This is a genomic window from Occultella kanbiaonis, assembly GCF_009708215.1.
Taxonomy (GTDB): Bacteria; Actinomycetota; Actinomycetes; order Actinomycetales; family Beutenbergiaceae; genus Occultella; species Occultella kanbiaonis.
The window spans coordinates 4,426,823-4,450,305 of record NZ_CP046175.1 but is presented as its reverse complement, the minus strand read 5'-3'; the positions used below and the strand labels follow the sequence as shown (position 1 = coordinate 4,450,305).

Sequence of the window (23,483 nt, the reverse complement as noted above, 5' to 3'; positions counted from 1 at the left end):
ATGGTCGGGTTCAAGGTGAGACGCCGGCCACCGCCGGTTCCCCTCGGTTACCGGCTCAGTGCCCGGTTCGGGTCGAATCGACGGGACGCTCCGGCACGAGCGGCAGGAGCGTCTCGTAGAGGCCCCTGAGCTCGTCCGCCGCGACCGGAGGGGACACCACCGAGGCGCCCACAGCGAGCAGGTAGGGCAGCAGTGCGGCGGTGCGGGCCTCGGCGTCCGTCGCCAGGTACGGTCGCCAGACGCGCTGCAGGGCGGCGAGCCTGGCCTCGTCGATCCGCGCCTGGGCGGCCCGCACCTCCGGATCGGACGCCGACCAGGCGCGCACCGCGACCTCGAGCTCCGGCCGGTACAGGCCGGCCTCCCGTGGCTCGATGAGCTCGGTCAGCCGGCCGAGGATCGAACGCGCGTCGCCGGTCGGGCCGACCTCGGCGATCGCGCGGTCCAGCTGTTCGATCGAGAGTCGCTCGAAGTGCGCCAGCAGGTCGCGCTTGTAGCCCTCCGCGCCGTCGAAATGGTGATGGAACGACCCCTTCGACAAGCCAAGACGTGCCGCGATCCGGTCGATGCGGACACCGGTCGCCCCCTCCTGGGCCAGGACCCGGATGCCCTCGTCGAGCCAACGGTCGCGTGCTGCGCTCATGGGCCGACCGTACCATCCGGTATGGCCCGGTCGGCTCGGGTCACAGCGTCTCGTCGGGCAGCTCGCTGGACTGCTCGATCCAGGATCGGAGCTGCGTCTCGTCCAGGTCGTCGTCCTGGTGGATGTCGAGGTAGCGCACCTCGTCGTGCTTGGACGCCTTCGGCGGCATCGGCTCGAGCGACGTCCCGCGGAGGAACTGCACCTGGACGTAGTCGGTGTAGCACCGGAAGGACATGAACCAGCCGTCGCCCTCGTGCCCGTAGTGCGGCTGGTTCCACCGCACCGCCTTGTGGACGTCCGGCACGGTGGCGACGATGAGGTCGTCGAGGTGTCGCCCGACGTCGCGCTTCCAGTCCGGCATGGCGGCGATGTAGTCACGCACCGGACCGCTCCCCTCGCCCTTCGGGATCTGCGGGTTGCCGCCGGAGAGCAGTCTCGGGCCGTCGCCCCGGCCGCGGTCACTCACGGGTTCTGGTGACGAGTTCGATGGTTGCCATGACACCCATGCTAGGCAGCGCTCGCAGTTTGGCCGCTCTCCTCGATCCTGATCGATGGGGCCACGCGATCAGGGGAAACCCCCACCGGCCCATCAGGGTCCACTGCGCCCGCTGTCGTATCCGGGCGACCCCACGGGTCGTCACGGTGCGCACGCCGATGCGCCCGATGACGCAGCCCGGAACCCGCTCCCCGGTGGATCCGCCCCGGGCCGGTGACGGCGACGCTGAGAACGTCCGAAAACGCACCCATCCCGGAGGTTCTCATGTCCAGCACGACCACGTATCGTCCGGCGCCGACCACGCCGCCGGCCACCATCTCCACCCGGTTCGCCGACTGGGCCGAACGGCACGGCGTCACCCTGCTGCGCGTCAGCATCGGCCTGATCTTCCTGGCGTTCGGCATCCCGAAGTACATCCCGGGCGCGAGTCCCGTCGAGGCCCTGGTGACCGACACCGTCGAGGCGCTCTCCCTCGGGCTGGTCTCGGGGCACGCCGCGATGATCGCGGTCGCACTGCTCGAGACCTTCATCGGCCTCACCCTCGTCACCGGCAAGTTCCTGCGCCTCGGGCTGCTCGCGATGGGCGGCGCGATGGTCGGGTTCTTCGCGCCCATCGTGCTGTTCGCCGGCGACCTCGTCGGCGGCGGTCTCACCCTCGAGGCGCAGTACATCATCAAGGACATCGTCCTCGTCACCGCCGCGTTGGTGATCGCGTCCAAGGCTCTGCGGGGCCGGGCCGCCTCGTACGCTCGATGACGCGAGCTCCCCAAGCCCTTCCTCCCGAAGGCCGCCGCACCCGCCGACCCAGGCGGGCGTGGCGGCCTTCGGGATGCACCGGTGCTCAGGTGCCGCCGAACGCGTGCTCGAAGGTGCGGCCGGAGCTCTCGAGGTATGCCGCCCGCCCGGCCGGGTCCTCGAGGCCGTACGCAAGGTCCTCGAGCCACTTGCACCGGGCATGGAAGTAGATCCGCGCCCGTTCGTCGGCCGTCGTCGGCCCGTCGAGCCCAGCACTGACCGCGAGGGCGACGGCGGAGCCCAGGTCCCGTAGCAACAGCCCCGTGTCTCGGGCCGGGTCGGTGAGCGCGGCGTCGGTCCAGTCGATGATGCCGGTCACCTGCCCGCGTTCGTCGACGAGGATGTGCTCGGCGCCGAGGTCGTTGTGCTGGGCGACCCGCAGCGATCGGGTCGGCGGCGGCGCCTCGTCGAGGAATGCGCCGACGATCGCCGCCCGCTCGGTGCCGAGGTAGGACGCGGTTGCCTCGAGGTTCGCGCGAGCCTCGGCGAGCCACGCCTCGTTGGAGTGCTCGTCCACCTCCAGCGGCGGATCGGGCCGGACCCGCCGGAGCGCACAGAGCACGTCGATCAGGATCGCCTCAAGGCGGGCGCCGAATCGCCCCGGTCGGCGCAGCAACGGCGACCCGGGCAGCCTCCGGTACACGAGGATTCCCAGGTCGGGTCGGTGCACCAGGGGCAGGGGCACCGGCACGGAGGTCGCGCCCGCGAGCGCGTCCAGCAGGGCGACCTCACGAGCGAGGGACCCGACGTCCGCCGTGCGTCGGACGATGAAGCCGTCGACGGCGAACGTGGTGTTCTCACTGCCGCGCGCCAGGGCCGTGGGCCGGTCCGCGACCGTCCACAGGTGGTGGCGGCTCCCGAGTTCGGCGAGCATCGCCCGCTCGGACGCGGTCACCGCGGCACCAACCGGTTGGAGCGTCATGGCGAGCCGACCACCCGAGCCGCGCCACGCCGTCGGGGTTGACGCGCGAGCGCCGCGCCGTCCGCGGCAGCGGTGCGTGGCGAGCGGGTCGGACGTGGTCCATGGCGCATGGTTGCTCCGAGTGTACGGCGGCTTGCAATCCGAACCCAGGTACGGATTCGCCGTGGTCTCAAGGCTCGCGAGAACCCCGACGCCTGCGCTGCGGCGGGTCATCAAGCCCGCGCAACGCCTCGGCTTCACCCTCGCCGACCTCGCGAGCGGTGGTGCTGATCGGCCGTGCCTCAGGCACGCACCCGGGAGAGGGTCGCCGGCATGAGTCGGGGGATGAGTCGCACGTACACCACCATCCCCACCAGTTCGACGAGGGTCTGGGTGACGACCACGAGGGCGGCGATCTCGAGCGGCTCCGGGAGTGCCAGCGCCAGCGGCAGCACCACGAGCGAGTTGCGAGTCGCGCCGCTGAACACGACGGCTCGCGCCGCCGGGACGTCGAGCCGCGCGACCCGAGCGGCGAGGATGCCGAGCGGCACCATCACCACCAGGAACGCGACGTAGATCGGCACGACGAGCAGCAGGGTGCTCAGTTGTGACCCGATGCCGGCCACCTGGGACGCGACCACCACGGCGAGCGTGAGCATCATCAACGGCACCATCAGGCCGAGCGCCGTGTCGTTCAGGACGCGCCCTGCCTGCCGGTGGCGTGCCCACCACTGGGTGAGGCCGGCGGCCGCGAGCGGGATCACGATCAGGAACCCGAACGCCTCGCCGAACGGGGCGAGCTCGATCGGCCCCACCGTCCCGGGGCCGACGAACAGCCACAGGTACACCGGCAGCAGCAGGATCTGCCCGAGCATCAGCAGCGGCGCGGCGGCCAGCAGTCGTGCGCTGGCGCCGCCGGCAAGCCCGGAGAACACGATCACGTAGTCGACGCATGGCGTCAGCAGCACCAGCAGCACTCCGAGCAGCACCGCCGCGTCTGCGGACACGAACCGCGAGAGCCCTAACACGAGCACCGGGACGATCACGAAGTTCAGCACGAGCACGGTCGTGAGGAACCGGAGATCGCGCACCGCAGCGCCGATCGCTGCGAACGGGACGCCCAGGAAGGTCGCGTAGAGCAGGAGGGCGAGCACCGGGCTGATCGCGCGAGCCGACGGCGGGCCGGCCGATGGGACGGCGAGTCCGACGATCCCGGCCAGCACGATCGCGCCCAGATACAGCGGGACCTGCCACCGCTGCATCCATGCGACCGCTGAACTCACGCGGCAAGACTACGGATCGGAGCGGCCGGACCCTCACTCGGGCTCAGGGCGGGCGGGTCACCGGGCGGCCCGCCGCGCCGGGATGACCACCGCGGAGATGACGGCCGCGACCACTGCCGCGATCGCCGCGGCGATGAATGCTTGCCGGAACCCGGCGTCCCCACCTCCGGCGAGGCTCAGGGCCGCGATGCTGGAGACGGTCGCCACCCCCAGCGAGGCACCGAACTCGTGGAACGTGCTCAGCAGCGCGGAGGCGACACCGGCCTCCTGCGGACCGACCTGCCCGAGGGCGGTGGCCGACGCGACCACGAACAGTGCGCCGATTCCGAACGCACCGAACGTGACCCCGATCGTGGTGGCGGCGGTCGTCGTCCAGAGCGCCGGGACGAGCAGCCCTCCTGCCGCGATGAGCATGCCGCCGGCGCCGAGCTGGCGCGCCCCGACCCGGGCGATCAGGCGCCCACCCAGGTTGGCGCCGGCCATCGTGGCCAGAGCGACCGGCAGGAACAACAGCCCGGTGGCCAGGGGACCGTGCCCGGCCGACTGCTGGAAGTAGAAGGTGCCGAGGAAGAACACCGCGACCATGAGTGCGGTGGCGATCAGGATGACGAACACGCCTGCGGTGACGGGACGTCGCCCGAGCAGCTCGAGGTCCATGAGCGGGGAGGCGGCTGTCCTCTGCCGCCAGCCGAAGAGCACATACAGCCCGGCCGCCGCGGCGGCGGGGACGATGGTCTGCGCCGTGGCCCACCCGAGTTCGCCGGCGGCGGTCAGGGAGTAGATCGCCAGGCCGGTCGCCCCGGCCACCAGGAGCGCACCCGGCACGTCGAGGCCCGCTGCGGCCTGCTCCACGGGCCGTAGCGGTGGCAGCACCCGCACGAGCCCCACCAGGACGACCGCGCCCACCGGCACATTGATGAAGAACACCCAGGGCCATCCCGGCCCGGCGGTGATCAACCCGCCGAGCAGCACGCCGACCGCGGCACCGCCACCACCGAGCGCTGACCAGATCCCCAGCGCGCGGTTGCGTTCGGCTTCGGAGAAGAGCCGCACAACCACGGAGAGTGCCGCGGGCGAGAGCATCGCCGCCCCGAGGCCCTGCCCCACCCGGCCGGTGAGCAGCATCGGAGCGCTCTGGGCCAGGCCCGCTGCCAGTGATCCGAGCACGAAGGTGACCAGACCGCCGTAGACGATCGGCCTTGCCCCGAACAGGTCGGCGCTGCGGCCCCCGAGCAGCATCAGGCTGCCGAAGGTCACCGTGTAGGCCGCGACGACCCAGGTCAGGACGTCCCGCGAGAGGCCCAGGTCGGCGCCCATCTGGGGGAGTGCGATCGCCACCACAGTGACGTCCAGGATCAGCATGAACTGCGCCGTGCCCAGCAGCGCCAACGCGACCCAGCGCTTGGGGTGGAGGCCGGCGTCCGCGTGCGCCGGGGCTCGAGTGTCGGACATGTGGACCACTCCTAAGTCGAACATTGGTGTCTGAGTTATCGGGTTGGTACTCTAACCCATACACGCGTGTTCGAGAAGAGGGGGCAGTGGATGGTGCACAGGGCACCAGGCGAGACGGCACGGCGCGCCGATGCGGTGCGTAACGTCGAGAGCATCATCGGGGCGGCGATCACCTGTCTCGCCCGGGACCCCAACGCGACCATGGCTGACATCGCCAAGGAGGCCGGGCTCGGCCGTGTGACGCTCTACGGTCATTTCGCCTCACGCCCGGCGCTGGTCGATGCGGTCGTGGCACGGGTCATCGAGCAAGGTGAGCTGGCCCTCGCCGAGGTTGACGTCGACGGCGACCCGCGCGCGACGCTGAACCGGCTGATCCAGAGCAGTTGGCACCTCGTGGACCAGTCGCGGGCGGTGGTGGTCGCGGCTCAGGACGAACTCACCGCCGAGCGCATCCGCCAGCTCCACGAAGGCCCAGCCGCCCGCGTGCAGTCGTTGATCGAACGCGGCCGAGAACGTGGGGACTTCCGGACCGACATGCCGGTCTCATGGCAGGTGGCGATGCTGCACCAGATCCTGCACGGCGCCGGGATCGAGGTCTCGGCTGGGCGACTCGACCCCACGCACGCGCCGGAACTGGTGACCAGGACCGTGTCCGCTCTGCTCGAGACCCGCTGAGGCGGGTCGGCCACGATCAGGGCGGTAGCGATCGCGCTCAGGGGCTGAGGACCACCAGTGGGTCCGTCGTGGGCTGATCGGAGCCGCCGGCGGGTTCGACGGTGAGGGCCAGCGCCGCCGTGGGCGGGACGTCGGCCAACTCCCTGGTGAGGAGGCCGTCCCTGGGACGAAGCACCCCGGCCGAGACCGGGACGTCGTCCTGGACGACCCAGAGCTGGTAGTCCTGATCGCTCAGCTCCGGCAGGCCGCTGAGCGCCAGCAGGACGGTGTCTCCGCCGGTGACCATGGCCGCCTTCCCGCCCCCGGACACGTCCGCCCGGACCAGGCTGGCTCCGGGTTCACTGAGTGCTTCTGCCACCATTTCGACCTGCTGCTCGGCCCGCTCGGCCCGCTGGGCCTGGAGCACCGCGATGCCCGATGGCACGGCGATTGCGATCAGGATCACGGCCGCGGCGAGCAGCCGCCATGCGGTGCTGCGCCGACGTGCCGGTGGGCGCTCCGGGGGGTGCGTGTCACTGGCCGAAGGTGTGAGTTGCCGAGTGGACCCGACCGCGTCGAGCACCTGGGCGCGCAGCGCCGCCGGCGGGGCGGCCGCGTCGCTCTCGGCGAGCCGCGTCACCGTTTCCCGCAGGGCTCGGGCCTCCGCGGCGGCTTCGGGGTCGTCCCGGATGAGTCGCTCCACCGCCTTGCGCTCGACGTCGTCCACGGCATCCAACGCCCAGGCACCGAGCAGATCACGCACGTCATCGTCGGTCACTGCGGTCCCTCCCTTGCTGGATTGTGTGCGTCGTGGAACACGTCGTCTGGGTCCTGTGGCTGCGTCCCGTCCAGGCAGCGCCGCAGTCGGTTCAGACCGTCGCGGATCCGCGACTTCACCGTAGGCAGGCTGGCCCCGCGTGACTGCGCCACTTCACGGTAGGTCTGACCGCCGTAGAAGGCCGTCACGACGGCGTCGCGCTGCAGGTCCGTCAGCGAGCCGAGGCAGCGTCGCACCTCGAGGAACTCGGACCGGCGCTCCACGGTCTCGGCGACCTCGTCGAAGGGCCGGCGGAAGTCCCCGGTGGCGACGCGTTCGCCCCGGTCCCGATGTGACTGCTCCGATCGCACCCGGTCCACCGCCCTTCGTCGAGTCATCGTCGTGAGCCAGGCCAGGACCGAGCCGCGCGCGCCGTCGAACCGGGGCGCCGTGCGCCACGCCTCGAGCATGACCTCCTGCGTCACCTCGGCTGCCAGATCCGGGTCGCGCAGCACCCGTCGGGCCACGCCGTGGACCACCGGTGCGGTCGCGTCGTAGATCGCGGCGAACGCGTCCTGGTCTCCCAGCGCTGCGCGCTGCATCAGTTCGCTGAGGTCGTCACGCGAACCGGTCGTGTTGTCCGGGATCGTGCCGGGAAGGCGCGGTCCGTGGCTGCTCACGGTGCCAGTATCGCGCAGGTGCCGCCGCGGGGCGCGCTTGCCCGCCCGGGCCCAGCCGGCGGCGGCCCGTCGCGCGCCACCGGCTGGGGTTCGGGGGACCCCGCAGCGACCGGTGCCGGAGCCGCTGCGGTCAGAGCGTCTCCGCGCTGACGATGAACGGCGACGCTGCCTCCAGCACGTCGGCACGGCTCAGCGCCGTCTCGAGCGCGCCCTGGTAGACGCCGCCCTCGGCGGGCTTGTTCTGCAGCACGCCGAGGATCGCGGCGTGGCGTGCCTCGACCCCGAAGATGCTCGCCGCCGCCGTCAGTAACTCCTTCTCCTGGAACAGCGACGGTGCCGCACCGAGGTAGGCCTGCACGCCGAGGTTCTCGAACGTGAAGGCCGTCTCGAGATAGTTCGCCTCGCTCGCGAACGCCTCGCCGAAGTCGACCATCGGCGCCGGCACCGCCGCGCCGCCGAGCGACGCGATGGTGTCCTGCAGGGTCATGACGTGGGTCTCCTCGTCGGTCTGGATCGTGGCGAGGTACTCGGCGGCCTGGCCACTCACCAGACCGGCCGCGTTGCCCTGTCGGTAGAACTCGGCCTCGAGGTACTCAAGGGTCAGCGCGTAGTTCAGCACGTCGAGCGGACCATCGAAGTCACCGTCGTCGGCGAAAGCGAATTTCGAGCCGAGCATCGTCAAGGCGATCGCGCCCGGGATCACCAGACCGGCATCACGGATGAAGTTCTTTCGGGTGTACACGGTGTTTCTCCTAACCTTCGATGAACTGGCCGGCCGCGGCGAGGACGTCCTCCATGGGGAGGTTCGCCTCGAACGGTGCGGGGAATGGCTCGCCGCCCATGAGGTGGGCGACGACGGCCGCGTGCCGGGACTCGACGCCCGCGATCGCGGCCGCGGTGCCAAGGATCTCGGCATCGCTGATCAGCGCGACCTGGCCGTGGTAGGCCTGCACGCCCAGCTCCTCGAACATCGAGGCCGTCTCGAGGAACATGTCACGGTCGGTGAAGGTGCCGTCCGGGAACATGAATGTCGGCGACTCCACGGGCGTACCGCCGAGGTCCGTGATCAGTTGCGTGATGCCGTCCACGTGTGCCTGCTCGTGGTCCCGGATCGGGCTCACGAGTTCGAGTTCGCGCTCGTCGGTGATGACGTTGCCGGCGATTCCCTGCGTGTAGAACTCCGCCTCGAGGTACTCGAGGGTGAGCGCGTAGTTGAGGATGTCGATGTCGCCGGTGGTGTCGGCGAAGGCGACCGGGTCGTTCCGGTTGAACGCGACGAAGGTCGCACCCACCCCGACCAGTCCGGCGCCCGCGATGAAGGTGCGGCGCGTCGCCTCGGTCTGGAACCGCAGCACCGGCTTGCCGCCGAACATCTGCCTGGACCGACGCACTCGCGCCGCCCAGCCGGGGTCTGTCCCGATGGGATCGTTGGTCTCATGCATGGAATTCACACCTGCTTTCGTTGGTGATCTGCTCATGTCCGCGACGCGGCTCCGACGTGTGCCGGCAGTTCGCGACGATCCTGCGTCCGATCGAGACATCTCCTTCCGTCGGCACAGCGGTCAGGGAGGTTCAGGCGGGCGGCGCTTGCGCGTGCACGATGATGCGGTGGGTGAGGCTGCCCTCGGGATGGCAGGCGAAGAGGGTGAGCTCTCGCGTCGACGGGTCCTCCGGCTGGGCGAGGACCTCGCCCGTGTACTCCTCGACGGGGACCACGAGCACCTCGGTGACCACGTACGTCGTAGTCACGCCGGCTCGCGTCGACACCGTGATCTCGTCGCCCTCGGTCAACTCGTCGAGATCCCGGAACGGCGCGGTGTGCGTGGTGCGGTGGCCGGAGAGCACCGCGTTGCCGACCTGACCCGGCACCGGAGTGCCCGGCCAGTGGCCCGGACCGAGGACAAGAGTGTCCGGGTCGACCCCGTTGCCGACCTCGGCATCGAGCCCGATGGCGGGGATCTGCAACTGCCCCAGGACCTCGTACGGACCGGGGCTCGTCACCACGGCCGAGACCCGGTCCGGGTCGATCGGCTGGTCGCCCGAGGTGTCGCTGAGCTCAGCCGCCAGACCCTGGACGGTCTCCAGCGTGGGCCGCCCGGCCTCGGCGCGCTCGTCCGAGTCCAGCAGACGCTCCAGTGAGGTGCTCGGCCCGGACGGCACCGGCTCATTGCCCAGGCCCGGGAGCACGACGAGCGCCGCGGCGCCGACGGCGACCACGACCCCCGCGACGACCCGTCGTCCGATCACGGGCATGCGTGGGTGTCCTCGCTCACCCGCACCGTCCCCGCCCGGGCCCGGGCCTCGTCGCATCCGTTCCAGCGGTCCCATACCAACCATTCGGAGCCACGGACGATCCGGATGGGTGCCGCCGTCGATGACGATGACGATGACGCTGCAGGTCCGCCCGTCTCACGGATCGGTCACCCGACCGGCCCACCCGATCGCCGGTGGCGGCGCTGTTAGCATGGCGGCGACGAGCTGGAAAGCTCGCGTGCACTGGGGTCGGTGAAATTCCGAGCCGGCGGTCATAGTCCGCGACCCGATGACCGCAAGGTCACCGGTTGACCAGGTGGAACTCCTGGACCGACGGTCAGAGTCCGGATGGGAAGCGCACGCGACGACGTCTCCGGACGGATCCCAGGGCGCACCCGTGCAGCCGTGGACTCCCCTGGTGGACGACGCCTCCGTGACCCCTTCCTCACTCCGGACCGCGAGCATCGCGGACACCGGGAGCGGGATGATCGACCAGGCTGAACACGGCGCGCTGCGCCGTGCCCTCGAGATCGCGGCGCACCCCGCGGTCCCCTTCGGACCGAACCCGCGCGTCGGCTGCGTCCTGCTCGGCCCGGACGGCCGGGTCATCGCCGAGGGCTACCACCGCGGCGCCGGTACCGCGCATGCCGAGGTCGACGCCCTGACCCGGGCCGGGTCGGCTGACGCGGTGGGTGCGACGGCGGTCGTCACCCTCCAACCCTGCGCCCACACCGGCCGTACCGGCCCGTGCACTCGGGCCCTGACCGAGGCCGGGATCCGCCGTGTGGTGATCGGCCGCCGCGACCCGAACCCCGCCGCGGCCGGCGGGGTCGAGATCCTGCGCGGGGCGGGGATCGAGGTCGAGACCGACCTCCCCGCCGAGCTCGCGGCCGACGCGGCGGCGCTGAACCGCGGCTGGGAGCACGGGCTCCGGCACGCGCGCCCCCTGGTCACCGCGAAGTTGGCGCTCACCCTGGACGGCCGGGTGGCCGCGGCCGACGGCTCCAGCCGGTGGATCACCGGCAGTGCGGCCCGCGAGCAGGTCCACCTCCTGCGTGCACGGTGCGACGTGATCCTGGTCGGCGCCGGGACCGCCCGCGCGGACCTGCCCGCGCTGACCGCGCGCCGCACCGATGGCACCCTGCGGCCGAGGCAGCCGCTTCGCGCCGTGATGGGGCTCGGCCAGATCCCAGACCTGCCCACCCAAGAGCCCGCGGTTCCCGCCCTGCGGCTGCGCACCCATGACCCGTCCGAAGCACTTGCAGTCCTCCACGCTCGCGGCCGGCGACACGTGCTGCTCGAGGGCGGACCGACCCTCGCTGCCGCTTTCCTCACCGCGGGGCTGGTCGACGAACTGATCGTCCACCTCGCCCCGAAGGTCCTCGGAGCCGGGCCGGCGGCGATCGGGCCGCTCGGCATCGGAACCATCGCCGACGCCCTGGCGCTCGACCTGATCGACACCGCCCTGCTCACCTCGCCCGACGGGCACATCGACCTCCAGCTGACCCTGCGGCCACCCGCCGTCTGACCCCAACAGAAGGGACCACCATGTTCACCGGAATCGTCGAGGAACTCGGCACCGTCGAGGGCATCGACTCCTCGAAGGACTCCACCCGCCTGCACCTCCGCGCGCCGCTCGTCCTCTCCGACGCCGCGCCGGGCGACTCGATCACCGTCAACGGCTGCTGCCTGACCGTCACCGAGCACGACGGTCAGGTGTGGAGCGCCGACGTCATCCGGACCACCCTCGCGGCCACCTCGCTCGGCACCCTCGCGGCCGGCGACCGAGTGAACCTCGAGCGGTCCCTGCGCGCGGACGCCCGCCTCGGCGGTCACATCGTGCAGGGCCACGTCGACGGCGTCGGCGAGGTGATCGCGGCCGGGCCCGGCGAGGGCGGGCACCTGATCCGTATCGCACTGCCCGACGGCGTCACTCGCTACGTGGTCGACCGTGGGTCGATCGCCGTGGACGGCGTGAGCCTGACCGTTGCGTCCGTGGCGGACGGCGTGACGACCATCGGCCTGATCCCGGAGACGCTCGCCCGCACCACCCTCGGCCTGCGCGGCGTCGGATCGCGCGTGAACATCGAGGTGGACGTCCTGGCCAAGTACGTCGAGAACCTCCTGCCCGGCCTCGAGGCCGTGGCGCGACGATGAGCACAATCCGCCTCGACGCCGTCTCCCGCGCCGTCGCCGAGATCGCCGCCGGCCGGCCCGTGGTCGTGGTCGATGACGAGGACCGCGAGAACGAGGGAGACCTGATCTTCTCCGCGGCCGCCGCCACGCCCGAACTCCTGGCCATGACGGTGCGGTACTCCAGCGGTATCGTCTGCGCCCCGATGCCCGGCGCGCACGCCGACCGGCTCGGCCTGCCGCTGATGGTCGAACGCACCGAGGACCCGCTACGCACGGCCTTCACGGTGAGCGTCGACGCCCGCGACGGCGTCGGCACCGGAATCAGCGCGGCCGACCGCGCCCGCACCCTGCGCCTGCTCGCGGGAGGCGACACCACCGCCGGCGACCTCACCCGTCCCGGTCACGTCTTCCCGCTGCGGGCCCGCGCGGGCGGGGTGCTCGAACGTCGCGGGCACACCGAGGCCGCGGTCGACCTGATGGCGCTCGCCGGCCAACCGGACGTAGGCGTGCTCGTCGAGCTGGTCCACGACGACGGCACCATGATGCGCGGCCCGGCCCTGCGGGAGTTCGCCGACCGCCACGACCTGGCGATGATCTCCATCGAGGACCTCGCCACCCACCGCCTGGCCATGGCCACCCCACTGGAGATCACCGAGCCGGTACGGCTGCCCACCAGACACGGGGAGTTCACCGCGCTCGCCGTGCGGGAGGCCGACACCCGTCCCGATCCGGTGCCGGCGCCGGGGTCGGGAGCCGAGCACCTGGTGCTGGTCCGTGGCGACGTCACCGGTCCCGAACCAGTCCTGGTCCGGGTGCACTCCGAGTGCGTGACCGGTGACGTCCTGGGCAGCCGACGCTGCGACTGCGGACCTCAGCTGGAGGAGTCCCTGGCCCGGATCGATCGCGAGGGGCGCGGTGTCCTGGTGCTGCTGCGCGGGCACGAGGGCCGTGGCATCGGCCTCATCGAGAAACTGCGTGCGTATGCGCTGCAGGAGACCGGCCGCGACACCGTCGACGCCAATCTCGACCTGGGGCTGCCGGTCGATGCGCGGTCGTTCGCCGTGGTCCCACGGATCCTCGACCACCTCGGTGTCCGCTCGGTCCGGCTGCTCACCCACAATCCGGCCAAGGCCCAGGCGCTGCGGGCCGGCGGCGTCGACGTGACCGGCACCGTCGACCTGACCACCCACCCGACGCCGGAGAACCTGGCCTACCTGACCACCAAGCGGGACCGACTGGGTCACCACCTCGTCGGCCTGCCCCACCACCAGACCGGAGAGAGTGCATGAGCGGACACGGAAGCCCCGACCAGACAATTCCCCACCTGCCGCAGGCGCGGGTCGCCGTCGTCGCCGCGTCCTGGCACGAGCAGGTCATGGACGGCCTGCTCGCCGGCGCGCTGCGCGCCTGCAGTAAGGCCGGCATCGCCGAGCCGACGGTGCTGCGGGTGCCCGGATCGTTCGAGCTGCCCGTGGCCGCCGATCGTCTGGCCCGCAGCCATGACGCCGTGGTCGCACTCGGCGTGGTCATCCGCGGCGGCACACCGCACTTCGAGTACGTGTGCGCGGCGGCCACCGACGGGCTCGCCCGAGTGGCCCTCGACCACGGTGTTCCCGTCGGCTTCGGCCTGTTGACGTGCGACGACGAGACCCAGGCGCTCGACCGGGCGGGCCTACCCGGGTCCCGGGAGGACAAGGGCTACGAGGCCGCGGCCGCGGCGCTCGTGACCGCTCAGGTCCTCATGGCCGTGTCGGCCTGAGCCAGCCCGAGTTCGGTGGCGAGCTCGCCACCGCGGCCGGACAGCGGGCTCGTGCGGACGGTGACGAGGGCGAGCGGCATCGAGAACGCGCCAGGCAGCGCCTGAGCGTGCTCGCCCTGATGGCGATCGGCGGACCAGGCCGACCGGGGAACCGCCGCGAGCTCACCGCGTTCGCGTGCGATCGCGAGGGCGACCGGCGCGGAGCCGGCCAGGCGCACCTGTGCCCCCATCGCGGCGAAATCCTGAGCCACGTCGTCCGGCTGCGAGCTGTAGGTCGCGACCCAGACCGGAAGGGCCCACCCCCGTCGCCGCTCGCGCGCCGGGTCAATGGCCTCCACCTCGGGCGGTGTGACGAGCAACAGCGGATCGCTCCCGAGCCGCGTCACCTCGGCCGTGGTCGGCGCCCACGTCGCGTGCGGCGCGATGATGACCGCCGCGTCGAGTTCGCCGCCGTCGATCATCCGCAGCAGCCGACGGCCGTTCCCGATCCGCTGCTCCACGGTGGCCGGTGGTGGTAGGAGTCGCTGCACCGCCGTGAAGACCGGCACCGACAGGCTCGTGAAGGTCCCGGTCCTGGACCGGGGACGGCCGGCTGCGCGGCGTGCGCCATCGGTCACCGACTCGATGGTCTCCAGGGCGCGGCGAGCGAGGCGCACGTACTCCAGGCCGGCGGACGTCGGGCGGGTCCCGCGCGTGTCCCGGTCGAACAGGGCGAGGCCGACCCGTGACTCCAGGCGGCGCAACCGCTGGGACGCGGAGGGTTGCGCGATGTGGAGGCTCGCGGCCGCGGCGAGCATCGAGCCGTGGTCGGCGAGCGCGACCGCGAGGCGCAGCTCGTCGACCGAACTCACTGCGTCTGCGTGATTCGCCATAGGCCCAGCCTATAACCCAGACGATAATGAAAAGCACTACCAATAGCCAGGGTTCTCGCGAACACTGGTGCCCAGCATGATGACCTCCTCCGCCCCCGCTCGCAGTCCGGCATGACCGACCGCTCGAGCCTGCGTTCCTTCTCACGTCCGGTGCAGGTACTGGTGCTGAACCAGTTCGGAGTGAACCTCGGCTTCTACCTGCTCCTGCCGTTCCTCGCGGCGTACCTGACCGACTCCATCGGACTGACCCTGGCCGCCGTCGGCCTCGTCCTCGGTGCCCGCAACCTGGCCCAGCAAGGCTTGTTCCTGGTCGGCGGGGTCTGCGCGGACCGGATCGGCAGCCGCCCGATGATCCTGGTGGGTTGCCTCCTGCGCGTCGTCGGCTTCGGGATGTTCGCCCTGACCGAGGACCTCTGGGGGCTACTCGCGGCCGCTGTGCTCAGCGGCGTCGCCGGCGCGCTGTTCAACCCGGCCGTCCGCTCCTATGTCGCCACCGCGTCGCAGGGGCGTACCGCGGAGGCGTTCGCCTGGTTCGCGCTCGCCGGCAACGCCGGCATGTTCGTCGGGCCGGTGCTCGGGGCGCTGCTTCTGCTCGTCGACTTCCGCATGGTCGCCGGCGTCGCGGCCGGGGTCTTCGCGGTCCTCACGATCGCGCAGGCGATCTGGCTCCCGGCGCAGTCGGGGGACCGGCCTGTCCCGGAGCGTGGCGGCATGGTCGGGCTGCTCCGCAACGGCCGGTTCTGGCTGTTCGCGCTCGCCGGGAGCGCCCTCTTCGCCCTCCAGAACCAGCTGTACCTGATGTTCCCGAGGGAGGCCGACCCGCTGCTCGGCGGGAATGCCGGCACCGTCTCGGTGTTCGTCGTCTCGACCGTCGTGGCCGTGGCCTGCCAGCGCCCGCTCACCCGCTATGCGATGGCCAGATGGCAGGCCCGCCGCTCGATCGCCGTCGGCTATGCCGTGATGGGGATCGGTATGCTCGCGCCGGCGGCGACCGCCGCCGCAGGTCCCGCCGTGCGGCTCACCGTGATCCTCCTCGCCGCGGCCGTCCTCGGCCTCGGCGTGGTGATCGCGCAGCCGTTCATGCTTGAGCGGATCGCCCAGCACGCCTCGCCCGGGATGACCGGCACCTATTACGGCGCCTTCTATCTGCTCTCCGGCGTGATCGCCGCGGCATCGGGGGCGGGAATCGGCGCACTGCTCGAACGGTCGGCGCCGCTGTCCTGGCTCGCCTGCGGCATCGCCGCGCTCGCCGCCGCCGCGCTCTCGCTCTCGCCGTCCACGGCCCCGCGCGCTCCCCACCCCAGCGACCCGACCCCCGCCAGCCACACCACAGACCGGAACCAGGGCCCTTCGAAGCCCTCCGAGAGGAGCATCCCCCGATGACCACATCCCCCGAGCTGCGCCCATCCCGCAGAACCCTGCTGATCGGCGCGTCGCTCGCCGCCGTGACGACGGGCCTGGCGGCCTGCACGCCACGCTCACCCGCCACGGGCTCGGCCCCCGACACCGGCGCCGAACCGGTGCCAGGTGGGGTGCTGCGCGCGGCCTTCGCGGGCGGAGGCGCCCAGGAGACACTCGACCCACACCGGGCGAACCTGTTCCTGGAGGGATCACGCTCGAAGATGATCTTCGAGAAGCTCGCCGACCTCGGCGAGGACATGTCGGCGGTGCCACGGCTGGCGCAGGAGTGGGAGCCGAGCGCCGACCTGACCCAGTGGACCATTCGGCTGCGCGAGGCCGTCTTCCACGACGGGCGACCGGTCCGCCCGGAGGACGTCCTGTACAGCTACCGACGCATCAAGGACCCGGCCGAAGGCTTCCGGGCACGCAGCAACTTCGCCATGCTCGACCTGGACGCCTCCGAGGTCCTGGACGAACGCACGCTGCGCCTGCACCTGACCCGGTCCTACGCCGAATTCCCGAACTCCCTGGCCGCGTTCGGTGCGTTCATCGTGCCCGAGGACACGACGAACTTCGACGAGCCGATCGGATCGGGGCCGTTCCGCTTCGCCGGTTGGGATCCCGGGCGGTCGCTGACCCTGGACGCGTTCGACGAGTACTGGGAGGGACGCCCGTACCTCGACCGTCTCGAGTACCTGATCGCGAACGAGGAGTCCGCCCGCATCAACGCACTGGTGAGCGGAACCGTCCAGTACGCGCACGACGTGTCCGGTTCGACCGCACAGACGTACGCGGCGCGCGACGACCTCGCGTTCATCCGCCTGCCGAACAGCGGCATGAACGGCTTCGCGATGAAGACCGACCGCGCGCCGTTCGACCACCCTGACGCGCGGCGCGCACTGTTCGCCCTCGCGGACCGCCAGGAGTTGGTCGACGCCGCACTGGGGGGTGCGGGCGACATCGGCAACGACCTGTTCGGCAAGGGGTACGAGTACTACGCCGACGACCTTCCGCAGCGCGAGCAGGACCTCGACCTCGCCCGCCGGCTCATCGCCTCCAGTGGGTTGGGCGATCACGAGATCGTGATCGACACCGCCGACGCGGGCTCCGGCCTGATCGCCAGTGCGAACGTGTTCGCGGACCAGTTGCGCGCCGCCGGCCTCACCGCGTCCGTGCGGCAGCGCGACGCCGGCACCTACTGGTCCGAGATCCTCGACGAGGGCATCCTGTGCGCCTACCGCTCGGGTGGCATGCCCATCGAGTCACATGTCTCCCAGCGACTGCTGAGCGACTCCAGCACGAACGCGACCGCCTGGCGCGATCCGGCGTTCGACGCGCTCTACGCCGACGCGATCGCCACGGCGGATCCCGCCGTACGGGCCGGGATCTACCACGACATGCAGGCCACGCTCCACGACCGGGGCGGTTTCCTGATCTGGGGTTTCGCGGACTGGATCGTCGCGACGAGCGCGAACGTCGGGGGCATCGTCGAGGCCCCGGCGAACTCGCTCGACTGGGCGCGGTTCGACCGCGTCTGGCTCGCGTGAGCCTGACCGGTCTGCTCGCCCGTCGCATCGCCGTCGGCGTGGTCCAGGTGTTCGGCGTCGTCACGATCGTGTTCCTGCTCACCGAGGCGTTGCCGGGCGATGCGGCGGTCGTGATCGCCGGCGACGCCCCCGATCCGGAGCGGATCGCGCAGCTGCGCGCCGCGCTGCGACTGGACGAGCCGTGGGGGCGGCGTTACCTCGGATGGTGGGGTGAGCTCCTGCGCGGGGACCTGGGCAGGTCCCTGATCTCCGGGCGACCGGTGGCCGACACCCTGCGCGCCGGCCTGGCACCGACCGCGCTGCTCGCCGGCATCACGTTCCTGCTCCTGCCGCCGCTGGCGACCGTGCTCGGCGTGGCCGCGGCCCGCAAACCGGGCTCGGTGGTCGATCGCGTGATCAGCAGCGTCAGCCTCGGGTTCTACTCCGTTCCGGAGTTCGCGTCGGCCATCGTGCTCATCACGCTCTTCGCACTGCAGCTCGGTCTGCTGCCGGCGAACGCACTCGGGGTCGCCGATCTGCTCGCGCAGCCGTTCGTGCTGGTGCTGCCGGTGGTGGTGCTTCTGATCCGGCCGCTCTGCTCGGTGTCCCGCCTGGTGCGCGCCGGACTGGTCGATGCACGGGAGAGCGACTACACGCGCCACCTGCGCAGGATCGGGCTGAGCGAGCGCCGGATCACCTGGGCACACGCGCTGCCGACGTCCGGGGCGCCCGCGGTGCAGCAGTTGGCGCGGGCCGTGGACTGGCTGCTGGGCGGCGTGATCGTGGTGGAGGCGGTGTTCGTGATCCCGGGCCTCGGCACCACCCTGGTGGACGCGGTCGGCACGCGGGACGTCCCGGTCGTGCAGGGCCTCGCCGTGTTCTTCGGGCTGGTCACAGTCGCGGTGAACGTCGTCGCCGACGCCGTCAGCTACCGGATGAATCCTGCGGCGGTCACGTCGTGAGGCGGCTCGTGCGCCACGGCGTCGTCATCGCACTCCTCGCGATCCCGGGCGCGCTCGCGCTCGTCGGGCCCCTGTTCGCCACCTCCGGTGGCTCCCGGTCGACGGCGTTCGACCCGGCGGCCGGACCGTTCGGCTCCGACTTCGCCGGGCGCGACGTGCTGGACGAACTGCTCCTCGGCGGTGCGCCGATCGTGATCACCTCCGTCGGAGCCACGGTGCTCTGTTACGTGCTGGCGGTACCGCTCGCGCTGACGGCGGCGGCCACGCGCCGCCGGTGGCTGGACGAGCTGATCATGCGGCCGTTCGACGTCGTGCTCGCGATGCCATCGCTGCTGGTGCTGATCCTGCTCGCCTCGATCGCGCCACAGCACGACCTGGTCCTGATCGGGATCGTCGTGGTGGTGCTCGCGCCCGACGCGACGCGGGTCATCCGCGCCGCCGCCCTGGGGCCGGCGAACGGTGCAGCCGCGGAGGCCATGCTGCTCGCCGGCGAGCCACGATGGCGGCGCGTGGGCTGGTTCCTCGGCAGGTCGGCGATGGGCATGATCGTGGCGGACGCCGGCGTGCGGTTCGTGGGCGCGCTCTACCTGGTCGCCTCGGCGAGCTTCCTCGGGGTCGGGGTCGACCCCGATCGGAGCAACTGGGGCGTCATGGTCGAGCAGAACCGCGACGGGCTGCTGCTGCAGCCGCTGGCGACCCTGCTGCCGGCGTGCCTGATCACGGCCCTGGCCGTGGGGCTGAACCTCGCGATGGACGAGTGGCGACTGCGCGCCCACAGGGAAGGCGCCACCCGGTGATCGGTGTCGAGGACCTGACCGTCCAGCTCGACCACCGGACCGTGGTGGGTCCGATCTCGTTCACAGCGGGACCCGGCGAGGTCATCGCGCTCGTGGGGGAGTCCGGCAGCGGCAAGACCACGACCGGCCTCGCCGTGATGGGCGAGTTCCCCAGTGGCGCGAGGGTCGCCGGCGTGGTGCGCAGCGATCCGCGCCGCATCGGATACGTGCCACAGCACCCCGGCGCGGTCCTCACGCCGAGCCGGCGGGTGGGGTCGCTGCTGCGGGAGGTGGCACGGGTGCGAGGACGCGCGGGCACCGAGTCGGTCGCCCGTGCGGTGGCACGCGCCCACCTGGACCCCGCCCTGCTGAGACGGTTCCCGCACCAGCTCTCGGGCGGTCAGCAGCAGCGCGCGGTATTCGCGCTGGCCCTGATCGGTGACCCGGACTGCCTGGTCGTGGACGAACCCACGACCGGTCAGGATCCCGGCCACCGCGATGCGCTCGCGGCCGAGCTGGAGTCCCTGCGCGAGGAGGGCACCGCGATCATCCTGCTCAGCCACGACCTCGCCCTCGTGCGCCGCCTCGCCGACGACACCCTCGTGCTGCGCCGCGGGGCGGTCGTCGAGCACGGCCGGGACCTGTGGGCCCATCCACGCGAGCCGTACACGAGGCAGCTGATCGAAGCCGGCATCGGCGAGCCGCCGGCCGGCAGGACGGCCTCGGCGCCGACGTCATCGCCGGTGCTACGGGTCGACCGGCTGACGGCGGGATACGGGCGTCGGGGCGACCCAGTGCTGGACGAGGTCGAGCTCCGGCTCGAGCGCGGCAGCACCCTGACGGTGCGCGGCCCGTCGGGCGCCGGCAAGTCGACCTTGGCACGGTGCCTCGCGGGCCTGCATCAGCCGCACGGTGGCGAGTTGCGCCTGGCCGGCCGGGTGACGCCGTGGGCGGTGCGCGCGCGGACGGGCGCCGATCGCGCGCTGGTGCAGTACGTGTTCCAGGACGCGCGTGCCGCGTTCGACCCGTTCCGCCCGATCGGCGCGCAGGTGATCCGCCCGGTCGTGAACCTGCGCGGCGACGGCCGTGCGGAGGTCGCAGCGGCGCTCGCGGACGTCGCCGGGCAGGTCGGTCTCGAGCCGGACCACCTCGCCCGGCGGGTGAGCCAGCTGTCCGGTGGCGAGTTGCAGCGCGCGGCACTGGCCCGCGCACTGCTCGCCCGCCCGGACGTGCTGATCTGCGACGAGATCACCACCGGCCTGGACGCCGTGACGCGAGAGGCCGTGCTGGACCTGCTCGAGCGCATGGTCGACGGCGGCATGGCGCTCGTCATCATCACGCACGAGGATCGGGTCGCACGTCGCTTCGCCGACCGCGTGCTCTCGCTCGAACCGCCCGGACCGGCCTACGCCGCGGCCCAGACGCCCAGTTCGTTGCCGCTCGGGTCCGTGAAGTGGAACCGTCGGCCGCCGGGAAACTCGTAGGGGCCGTTGACGACGGTGCCGCCGGCCCGCGTCACGGCCGTCACGGAGGCGTCGAGGTCGTCGCTGTAGAGCAGCACGAGCGGACCGCCCGCCGGCTTCGGCTCCGGCACCAGGGCGAGGCCGCCGGCCTCCTCACCACCGGCCTCGGCGGGCGTGCGGATGCCTGCGTACTCGTCGCCGTAGGCGGTGAACTCCCAGCCGAAGGCCCGCCCGTAGAAGTCCTTGGCGGCCTGCAGATCGGTGACCGAGATCTCGATGTAGTCGATGGAGAACGGAATGCTGTGGGTGTGAGTGGTCATGGCAGCGACGATGACACGCCCCACCGACAGTCGCCATCGAACGGTGGCAGATCCGCCCTTGCGCGCTGAGCCCCGGCACTGAAGCGATGCGTTCGGGCGGGTCAGGACCTAGCCGAACCGCACCGTTCCGTCGGCCTCGATCGCCCAGCCCGGGTTGTGTGCGATCTCCCAGATGACCCCGTTCGGGTCCTGGACGTGCGCGTGGAAGATCCCGCCGAACGCCCCGGGCTGCGGCGCCGTGAGTACGGTGCCACCGGCGGCGGCCATCGCCTCGACCAGGTCGCGGACCTGGTCCGGCCCGGCCACGTTGTGGGCCAGCGTCACCCCGGAGACCGAGGCCGGGCCGGCCGGGGCGCCGAGGTCCTCGTTGAACTTCACGGCGTCGAAGAGCCCGAGCATCTGGCCCGGCGCCACCTGGAAGAACAGGATCTCGCCCGGCACGTCCAGGGTGGGCGTCCAGCCGAGGGCCTCGGCGTAGAACCGGCGGGCCGCGTCCAGGTCAGCGGTGGCGAGGGTGATGAAATGCACCTGCTGGTTCATGTGGGTCATCCGCTCAGACTGACGCGTCCGCGAGCACCCCGTCCAGTTCCGACTCCAGGTGCGCGGCGATCTCCAGGGACGCCGTCGCCGCCGGCGACGGTGCGTTCAGCACGTGCAGCTGCCGGTCCGCGCGCTGGACGAGGAAGTCATCCACCAGGGACCCGTCGCGCCGCAGCGCCTGCGCGCGCACCCCGGCCGGGGCCGGCACCAGGTCCGCCGCCGTGATCCCGGGTACCAGCCGGGACAGGCTGGCCGCGAACCGCGCGCGGGACAGCGACCGGATGATCTCCCCGGCGCCGGGCACGATGTTGCGGCGGCCGAGGCGCCACAGCCCCGGCCAGGACAGGGAGCCGCGCAGGTCCGCCAGGTTCACGTCCCGCCAGGTGTAGCCCTCCCGGGCCAGGGCCAGCACCGCGTTCGGGCCGGCGTGCACACCGCCGTGGATCATCGTGGTCAGGTGCACCCCCAGGAACGGGAACCGCGGGTCCGGCACCGGGTAGATGAGCGTCCGGACCAGATCCGCCTTGTCCGGCACCAACTCGAAGTATTCGCCACGAAACGGCACGATCCGTGCCTGCGGGACCACGTTGCAGGCGTCGGCCAACCGGTCCGCGTGCAGGCCGCCGCAGACCACGAGGGCATCGGCGACGATGTCCTCCCGCTCCGTTCCGCCGTCGGCGCCGGTCACGTCCACCCGGGCGCGCACGCGCCCGCCCACGGTGCGCGCACCGTGGAAGGTGCGGCCGAAGCGGAGCTGCCCACCGCCGTCGGCGATCTGGCGCGCCAGCACCTCGCACACGCCGACGTAGTCGACGATGCCGGTGCTCTCCACCCGCAGCGCACGCACGCACGCGACGTTCGGCTCGTACTCGCGGGCCTCGGCGGTGTCGATGAGCCGCGCCGGCACCCCGTTCGCCTCCGCCCGGCGGGCCAGTTCGGCCAGGCCCGGCAGCTCCGTGTCGTCGACGGCGACCACGAGCTTTCCGCAGGTGCGCACCGCCACGCCGTGGTCCTGCGCGAACGCCGTCATGCTCGCCGCGCCGGCGGTGCCCAGGCGCGCCTTGAGGCTGCCGGGCGCGTAGTACAGGCCGGAATGGATCACCCCGGAGTTGCGACCCGTCTGGTGCCGGGCCACCGAGAGCTCCTTGTCCAGCACGATCACCTCGTCGCCGCGGCGGACCAGCCGCGCCGCCGTCGCCAGCCCGAGGATCCCTGCGCCCACCACCAGGACCTTCACCATCGTTGCTCCCTCAGTCATGACCTCGTGTCCGCCTCCGGTGATCGTGCCAGGGATGACGGCGGCGGGTGGCCGGACCGGCGAGGCCGATCCGGGTGGGGGTGAGGCCTCACCCCGTGCTCACCCCGGGGTGAGCACGCCGCGGCCCCAAGATCACCCGATCCGGCTAGTGCCCTGTATCACATCCCGGACTAGCGTGAAGAGCGCTCAAGGGAACGAATTGGACCGAACCGGGGAGTGAGCACATGGGTGAGACATCGTGTGCGTGGGTCTGCGATCTCGACCACGTGATGAAGCTGGGTGACGTCGCCGACTCGGTCGTCGCCGAATGGCGCCGCTCCGACTGGACCGCGCCGGACGGCACGTCCGCGCACGTGGTCAGCCCGGGCCGCTCCGGCACCGGATGGGTGATCGTACCGATGCTCCAGCGCGACGCGGCCGGTGACACCGCGCTCGCCGCGCTGCCGAACATCAGCCGGTCCTGACCGGTCCTGCGCGGCCGGTATCACGGCCGCCGCAAGCACCTCTTCGCTGAGCGAACGCCCACCGGGGGAGTTGGCCCGGTGGGATGATGTCGCCC

At 71.8% G+C, this 23,483-nt stretch carries 26 protein-coding genes and 1 riboswitch; of the genes, 12 read left to right on the top strand and 14 right to left on the bottom strand.

Annotated features, from left to right (window positions below; translation table 11 throughout):
• Positions 1-55: 55 nt before the first annotated feature.
• The gene (locus GKS42_RS20440) at positions 56-640 is read right to left on the bottom strand and encodes a TetR/AcrR family transcriptional regulator (protein ID WP_154795496.1); all 585 of its coding nucleotides are present in this window, start codon (positions 638-640) and stop codon (positions 56-58) included.
• Positions 641-680: 40 nt separating this feature from the next.
• Entirely contained in the window at positions 681-1,106 is a 426-nt protein-coding gene (locus GKS42_RS20435) for a DUF1801 domain-containing protein (protein WP_154795495.1), read from the bottom strand.
• 294 nt (positions 1,107-1,400) lie between these two features.
• On the opposite strand from GKS42_RS20435, the gene GKS42_RS20430 reads away from it, so the two are divergent.
• A complete protein-coding gene (locus GKS42_RS20430) occupies positions 1,401-1,892 on the top strand; it encodes a DoxX family protein (RefSeq protein ID WP_210769229.1) in 492 nt (163 codons plus the stop codon).
• A gap of 85 nt (positions 1,893-1,977) precedes the next feature.
• Here the strand turns inward: GKS42_RS20430 and GKS42_RS20425 are convergent, their stop codons facing one another.
• From GKS42_RS20425 to GKS42_RS20415, 3 genes are all read right to left on the bottom strand, one after another.
• Entirely contained in the window at positions 1,978-2,826 is an 849-nt protein-coding gene (locus GKS42_RS20425) for a phosphotransferase family protein (RefSeq protein WP_168217923.1), read from the bottom strand.
• A 308-nt stretch (positions 2,827-3,134) separates the two neighbouring features.
• Positions 3,135-4,094, bottom strand: a complete 960-nt coding sequence (locus GKS42_RS20420) for an arsenic resistance protein (RefSeq protein ID WP_154796869.1) — start codon at positions 4,092-4,094, stop codon at positions 3,135-3,137.
• 78 nt (positions 4,095-4,172) lie between these two features.
• Entirely contained in the window at positions 4,173-5,567 is a 1,395-nt protein-coding gene (locus tag GKS42_RS20415) for an MFS transporter (protein WP_154795493.1), read from the bottom strand.
• Positions 5,568-5,633: 66 nt separating this feature from the next.
• Between GKS42_RS20415 and GKS42_RS20410 the strand changes: the two genes are divergently transcribed.
• A complete protein-coding gene (locus GKS42_RS20410) occupies positions 5,634-6,242 on the top strand; it encodes a TetR/AcrR family transcriptional regulator (protein WP_232847772.1) in 609 nt (202 codons plus the stop codon).
• 37 nt (positions 6,243-6,279) lie between these two features.
• Here GKS42_RS20410 and GKS42_RS20405 read toward each other — a convergent pair whose 3' ends face one another.
• From GKS42_RS20405 to GKS42_RS20385, 5 genes are all read right to left on the bottom strand, one after another.
• Complete coding sequence (locus tag GKS42_RS20405; protein WP_168217922.1) at positions 6,280-6,999, bottom strand: anti-sigma factor; 720 nt, start codon at positions 6,997-6,999, stop codon at positions 6,280-6,282.
• The gene (sigK, locus tag GKS42_RS20400; protein WP_232847771.1) at positions 6,996-7,658 is read right to left on the bottom strand and encodes an ECF RNA polymerase sigma factor SigK; all 663 of its coding nucleotides are present in this window, start codon (positions 7,656-7,658) and stop codon (positions 6,996-6,998) included. Before sigK ends, GKS42_RS20405 begins: the two co-directional genes overlap by 4 nt.
• A 130-nt stretch (positions 7,659-7,788) precedes the next feature.
• Positions 7,789-8,400 (bottom strand): ferritin-like domain-containing protein, encoded by a 612-nt coding sequence (locus GKS42_RS20395; protein ID WP_154795491.1) that lies wholly within the window; start codon positions 8,398-8,400, stop codon positions 7,789-7,791.
• Between the two features lie 10 nt (positions 8,401-8,410).
• Positions 8,411-9,100: a ferritin-like domain-containing protein gene (locus GKS42_RS20390; protein ID WP_154795490.1), complete on the bottom strand. Its 690-nt coding sequence runs from the start codon at positions 9,098-9,100 to the stop codon at positions 8,411-8,413.
• Positions 9,101-9,230: 130 nt separating this feature from the next.
• Entirely contained in the window at positions 9,231-9,911 is a 681-nt protein-coding gene (locus tag GKS42_RS20385; RefSeq protein WP_168217921.1) for a class E sortase, read from the bottom strand.
• 234 nt (positions 9,912-10,145) lie between these two features.
• A riboswitch (FMN riboswitch) is annotated at positions 10,146-10,276 on the top strand.
• 68 nt (positions 10,277-10,344) lie between these two features.
• Between GKS42_RS20385 and ribD the strand changes: the two genes are divergently transcribed.
• Genes ribD through ribH form a run of 4 tightly spaced genes read left to right on the top strand, consistent with a single transcriptional unit; the run spans position 10,345 to position 13,806 of the window.
• Complete coding sequence (ribD, locus tag GKS42_RS20380; RefSeq protein ID WP_232847770.1) at positions 10,345-11,439, top strand: bifunctional diaminohydroxyphosphoribosylaminopyrimidine deaminase/5-amino-6-(5-phosphoribosylamino)uracil reductase RibD; 1,095 nt, start codon at positions 10,345-10,347, stop codon at positions 11,437-11,439.
• 20 nt (positions 11,440-11,459) lie between these two features.
• Positions 11,460-12,068, top strand: coding sequence for a riboflavin synthase (locus GKS42_RS20375; protein WP_154795488.1), 609 nt, complete (start codon positions 11,460-11,462; stop codon positions 12,066-12,068).
• Complete coding sequence (locus tag GKS42_RS20370; protein WP_154795487.1) at positions 12,065-13,336, top strand: bifunctional 3,4-dihydroxy-2-butanone-4-phosphate synthase/GTP cyclohydrolase II; 1,272 nt, start codon at positions 12,065-12,067, stop codon at positions 13,334-13,336. The genes GKS42_RS20375 and GKS42_RS20370 overlap by 4 nt, the downstream gene beginning before the upstream one ends.
• Entirely contained in the window at positions 13,333-13,806 is a 474-nt protein-coding gene (ribH, locus tag GKS42_RS20365) for a 6,7-dimethyl-8-ribityllumazine synthase (RefSeq protein WP_154795486.1), read from the top strand. The genes GKS42_RS20370 and ribH overlap by 4 nt, the downstream gene beginning before the upstream one ends.
• On the opposite strand, the gene GKS42_RS20360 is transcribed toward ribH, so the two are convergent.
• Positions 13,779-14,678 carry a LysR family transcriptional regulator gene (locus tag GKS42_RS20360; RefSeq protein WP_154795485.1) on the bottom strand — a complete coding sequence of 300 codons (900 nt, stop codon included), beginning with the start codon at positions 14,676-14,678 and terminating at the stop codon, positions 13,779-13,781. The genes ribH and GKS42_RS20360 overlap by 28 nt on opposite strands.
• Before the next feature lie 111 nt (positions 14,679-14,789).
• Between GKS42_RS20360 and GKS42_RS20355 the strand changes: the two genes are divergently transcribed.
• Genes GKS42_RS20355 through GKS42_RS20335 form a run of 5 tightly spaced genes read left to right on the top strand, consistent with a single transcriptional unit; the run spans position 14,790 to position 20,827 of the window.
• Complete coding sequence (locus GKS42_RS20355; protein WP_154795484.1) at positions 14,790-16,061, top strand: MFS transporter; 1,272 nt, start codon at positions 14,790-14,792, stop codon at positions 16,059-16,061.
• Positions 16,058-17,626 (top strand): ABC transporter substrate-binding protein, encoded by a 1,569-nt coding sequence (locus GKS42_RS20350; RefSeq protein WP_154795483.1) that lies wholly within the window; start codon positions 16,058-16,060, stop codon positions 17,624-17,626. Before GKS42_RS20355 ends, GKS42_RS20350 begins: the two co-directional genes overlap by 4 nt.
• Positions 17,623-18,567, top strand: a complete 945-nt coding sequence (locus tag GKS42_RS20345) for an ABC transporter permease (RefSeq protein WP_210769228.1) — start codon at positions 17,623-17,625, stop codon at positions 18,565-18,567. Before GKS42_RS20350 ends, GKS42_RS20345 begins: the two co-directional genes overlap by 4 nt.
• Positions 18,564-19,364 carry an ABC transporter permease gene (locus GKS42_RS20340; protein ID WP_154795482.1) on the top strand — a complete coding sequence of 267 codons (801 nt, stop codon included), beginning with the start codon at positions 18,564-18,566 and terminating at the stop codon, positions 19,362-19,364. Before GKS42_RS20345 ends, GKS42_RS20340 begins: the two co-directional genes overlap by 4 nt.
• Positions 19,361-20,827: an ABC transporter ATP-binding protein gene (locus GKS42_RS20335; RefSeq protein WP_168217920.1), complete on the top strand. Its 1,467-nt coding sequence runs from the start codon at positions 19,361-19,363 to the stop codon at positions 20,825-20,827. The genes GKS42_RS20340 and GKS42_RS20335 overlap by 4 nt, the downstream gene beginning before the upstream one ends.
• Here the strand turns inward: GKS42_RS20335 and GKS42_RS20330 are convergent.
• The 3 genes from GKS42_RS20330 to lhgO all read right to left on the bottom strand — a co-directional run bounded on the left by GKS42_RS20330 (position 20,749) and on the right by lhgO (position 22,924).
• Complete coding sequence (locus GKS42_RS20330; protein ID WP_154795480.1) at positions 20,749-21,126, bottom strand: VOC family protein; 378 nt, start codon at positions 21,124-21,126, stop codon at positions 20,749-20,751. The two genes, GKS42_RS20335 and GKS42_RS20330, sit on opposite strands and share 79 nt — an antisense overlap.
• Before the next feature lie 108 nt (positions 21,127-21,234).
• Positions 21,235-21,675, bottom strand: a complete 441-nt coding sequence (locus tag GKS42_RS20325; protein ID WP_232847769.1) for a VOC family protein — start codon at positions 21,673-21,675, stop codon at positions 21,235-21,237.
• 4 nt (positions 21,676-21,679) lie between these two features.
• Entirely contained in the window at positions 21,680-22,924 is a 1,245-nt protein-coding gene (gene lhgO, locus GKS42_RS20320) for an L-2-hydroxyglutarate oxidase (protein WP_232847768.1), read from the bottom strand.
• A gap of 224 nt (positions 22,925-23,148) precedes the next feature.
• Here lhgO and GKS42_RS20315 point away from each other — a divergent pair, with 224 nt between their 5' ends.
• Positions 23,149-23,388, top strand: a complete 240-nt coding sequence (locus GKS42_RS20315; RefSeq protein WP_154795479.1) for a hypothetical protein — start codon at positions 23,149-23,151, stop codon at positions 23,386-23,388.
• The last annotated feature ends 95 nt before the right edge of the window (positions 23,389-23,483 follow it).